Genomic DNA, 3,487 nt, shown 5'->3' with positions numbered 1-3,487 from the left:
CGACCCCTATGCGCAGGTCGCAACTATGCACACATGCCACGAGATCCACGGTACCGGCCCAGATCCGGTGAGGATTCGGACCGATACCATCTGCGCATAGTTATAGCGTCCGCAGGAACTGCATGAGTGAGTCTGGCGCCTTGAACCGGCGCATGGTGGTAGCGGGCGGTTCAAGTCGTGCAAGCGCCTTCTCTTTCATTGCGAGGTCAGCTTCGACGTAGCGGTGAGTGGTGTTGGTGCTCTCGTGGCCAAGCCAAAGCGCGATGACGTTGAAGGACACGCCGGACTGCAGCAGATGCATTGCCACGGTGTGGCGCACGGTGTGAGGCGAAACGTGTTTCTTCAACAGGCTGGGCTCTTGGGCGGATGCCCGGTTAACAGCGAGTGTCAGACGCTGTGCGACGTTTGACCTGGACATCGCCTGCCCATCGCGATTGGGCAGCAATGCCGCCTCGTCATGGAGTGTCGGATTCAGGCGTAGCCAGGCGCGGATTTCTTGCGCAGTAGTCTTCCACAAAGGTACTGACCGCTGCTTTCGACCCTTGCCGCGAAGGTGGACGCAGGGGGCACCGTCGAGCACGATATCCATCACACGCACGCCGATGATCTCCGAGACCCGTGCACCGGTGTTGTAGAGCAACGCCAACAGCAAGTGGTCACGCTGCGAGGACCACGTGTTGCCCGGCTGTCCCAGCAGCGCAACCATCTCGTCGCGTGTGAGGAACTCCAGCATTGGACGCTCAAAGCGCTTCATAGGGACTGCCAATGCTCGTTCGACGACGTGAAGCGAGGTCACGTCACGCCGGCCGGCGAACTTCAGGAATGCGCGCAAAGCAGTCAGCCTCAGGTTGCGGCTACGAATCGCGTTGTGTCGATCGTGCTCCAGATGGTCCAGGAACGCCAGAATCATCTCGGGCTGGATGTCGGTCAGCCGTAAGGCGGTCGGCGCCTTGCCCAGCTTATGGCTGGCGAAGTCCAGGAACAGCGTCAGTGCATCGCGGTAGCAGGCCACTGTGCGCGGACTGAGCGCACGCTGCGCGACGAGATACTCGGTGAAGAACTGCTGGACCAGCGCGGCGAACGACGGCGGTTTCGGTATGGTGGCATTACGCATCGGAAGCCTCCGCCTGCGACGCGAATGACTCGAAGCGCCTTGCGGCCAACGACATCAACTGCGGCACCGCCGAGAGGTACCAGTAGGTGTTGGTGACCATCGCGTGCCCAACGTAGGTCGATAGTGACAGCATGGACTGGTCGATGTCGATACCCTGCGCTTGCCACAGGACGACGCGGCGCACTATAAAGGTATGCCTCAGATCGTGGATTCGCGGGGCATGGTGAGTGCCACGGTTACGCCAGTTCAGTTGCTTGCGCAGGCCGACGAAGACACGTTCCACGTGGCGTCTGTCCAGAGGCAAACCCCTTCGTCGCCCACGCGTGGCGACGAAGAACGGGGCATCGGTTTGCGCAGACACGCCGGCAACGTCACGCACCCAGCGATAGCGACGTAGTGCTTCAACCGTGCTCGGGTGCATCGGTACCTGACGCGACTTGGCGAACTTGGTCCGTTCAATGGTGAGCACGCCGCGTTTCAGGTCAACGTCGGAGTTGTGCAGTGCCAGCGCTTCCGAGATGCGCAGGCCAGTACTCGCAAGCAGACCGAACAGCGTTTCATAGACGGCACCCCGCAAGCCAGGGGCCGGACCCAACCGCCGCGCCGCGGCCAGCAGATCGACAATCTCACGTTCACTGTAGATGTGCGGAGCCTGCCGCTCCGGTAGCCGACCGAAGATCGCATCGTCGGGGACTTCGGTACGCGGCTCGAATTGCTGCAACCAACGCATGAAGGAACGCAACTGCTTCAGCCTGCGAGCCCAGGTGCATGGGTCTGTACTGGCGTGGCTGTCGCATCGGGCCCATTCGGCCATGACTTCCACGGTCAATGGTCCTCGATAACCAACGGCCTGAATATAATGCGCGAAGCTGCGTAGAGCGTAGACCGAAGTGTTCATGGCAAAGCCCAGTTGGCGACGCTCGTTCAGGTAGCGCTCAACGAGCCGTTGTAGGGAGGCGGCGGTGCTCATGTTGGGCTCCCTGGCCACGGCAAGGCGACCTCGACCAGCTTCCGGCTGTCGAGCTTCGCGTAGATCAGCGTGGTGTTCAGCGAGCGGTGACGCAGGACGTCGGCGACCTCCTTGAGGGAAGATCCGCCTGCCAGTAGCCGATTGGCCATCGTGTGCCGAAGCAGGTGCGAGCGCGTGTAGGGCAACCCAGCCCTCTTGAAGGCCTGACGAATGGTCTTGCGTATGCAGTCCGGACCGACTGGCTGATCGCGTGGTGCGACTTGGCGCACGAAGACTGCACGGTTGCGCGTCTTGGGGCGTTCGTACTTCAGGTAAGCTGCGATCGCCTTTGCAGTGGCCGCCGGTAATGGCAATACGTCGGCGCGGCGACCCTTTGTATGACGCAGCACGATCGTGCCAGCGCGCCAGTCGATGTCGTCGAGGCTAAGCCGGGCGACCTCACCGCTGCGAAGACCGAGATCGAGCGCGCAGCGTACGATAGCGTCGGCGCGGCGCAGAGAGCGTCCTGGTTTACCGAGTGAACCGATCAGTTGCTCGACTTCCTCGGCGCTCAAGGTCTTGGGAAGTGATGCTAACTGCCAGTTGGCGGGATAGGAAACCGCGCCAATCAACCCGTGCACAGCGTCACCAAGCGAAGCGCGATAACGAAAGTACCCGCGCAGTGCTGCGACCACCGCACCGGAGTTTACCGGCTTGCTGTAGAGCTTTGCCTGTTGCGCGAAGAAGCGCCGGACATGGTCTGGCCTGACGGCCGTGAGGTCGATCACGCCGTCGGCGAAGCGCGATGCCAGCAGTCGCCCCACGATGCGTAGGGCCATCTCCCGGGTCTTGGGTGCCAAGCCACGCACATGATCCATGTACTCGTCGTAACAGAGCAACTCCTCGTCTACCGGGGTTCTGTGTAACCTGGGTGGGGCCACAACACCTTGAGCGCGTAACACAACAAGTAAATGGCCCAAGGCAGCGCTCAGACCGCGTCGATCTCGCTGAACCGGGCCAGTGCAGTGGCATCGAGGAAGATGATCGTCAAGAAATTCGACAACTACTGCCTCATTGATGCGTGCAACGCGCAGACGGCGACCGTATAACCACTGAGCAAAGTGGGCAATTGCGCCCATGCAGTTGGCAAATGTGTGCGTAGCGTAGCCACACTCAGTCAGATACCGCTTAAACGCATCAACGTGCGGGGCGAGCGGCCCTTGGGCGAGCCAGTCGAAGCCGGTGAGTTGATGTGATCGGGTGTTCGCCATGGCAGTCTCCTAAAGTGAGACCACCACTTCAATCCGCCGCGGAAACTATGTCCAGATATCCACAGATCAAGCTCGCCAAGGCCACGTCGCCGCTGCACCCACCACGTGCCCCGGTAAAATCTCCGCATAGTTGCGACCTGCGCATAGGGGTCG

Annotated in this window: 3 protein-coding genes; all 3 read right to left on the bottom strand. The window is 61.1% G+C overall.

Annotated features, from left to right (window positions below; all coding sequences use genetic code 11):
- Positions 1–100: 100 nt before the first annotated feature.
- The 3 genes from KHO33_RS41680 to KHO33_RS41670 are packed head-to-tail and all read right to left on the bottom strand — an operon-like array spanning position 101 to position 3,334.
- Positions 101–1,114 (bottom strand): tyrosine-type recombinase/integrase, encoded by a 1,014-nt coding sequence (locus tag KHO33_RS41680; RefSeq protein WP_200568532.1) that lies wholly within the window; start codon positions 1,112–1,114, stop codon positions 101–103.
- Positions 1,107–2,084: a tyrosine-type recombinase/integrase gene (locus tag KHO33_RS41675; RefSeq protein ID WP_200568533.1), complete on the bottom strand. Its 978-nt coding sequence runs from the start codon at positions 2,082–2,084 to the stop codon at positions 1,107–1,109. Before KHO33_RS41675 ends, KHO33_RS41680 begins: the two co-directional genes overlap by 8 nt.
- Complete coding sequence (locus tag KHO33_RS41670; RefSeq protein WP_200568534.1) at positions 2,081–3,334, bottom strand: tyrosine-type recombinase/integrase; 1,254 nt, start codon at positions 3,332–3,334, stop codon at positions 2,081–2,083. Before KHO33_RS41670 ends, KHO33_RS41675 begins: the two co-directional genes overlap by 4 nt.
- Positions 3,335–3,487: the final 153 nt, after the last annotated feature.

It is taken from the genome of Paraburkholderia nemoris (genome assembly GCF_905221015.1).
GTDB classification, from domain to species: Bacteria; Pseudomonadota; Gammaproteobacteria; order Burkholderiales; family Burkholderiaceae; genus Paraburkholderia; species Paraburkholderia nemoris.
Note: the sequence above shows the minus strand (reverse complement) of the source record. Positions and strands in the feature narration are given on the sequence as shown.

Bases quoted from the DNA above. Each gene is read 5' to 3' on its own strand.
- KHO33_RS41680 (WP_200568532.1), bottom strand. From the start codon at position 1,114: ATGCGTAATGCCACCATACCGAAACCGCCGTCGTTCGCCGCGCTGGTC.
- KHO33_RS41675 (WP_200568533.1), bottom strand. From the start codon at position 2,084: ATGAGCACCGCCGCCTCCCTACAACGGCTCGTTGAGCGCTACCTGAAC.
- KHO33_RS41670 (WP_200568534.1), bottom strand. From the start codon at position 3,334: ATGGCGAACACCCGATCACATCAACTCACCGGCTTCGACTGGCTCGCC.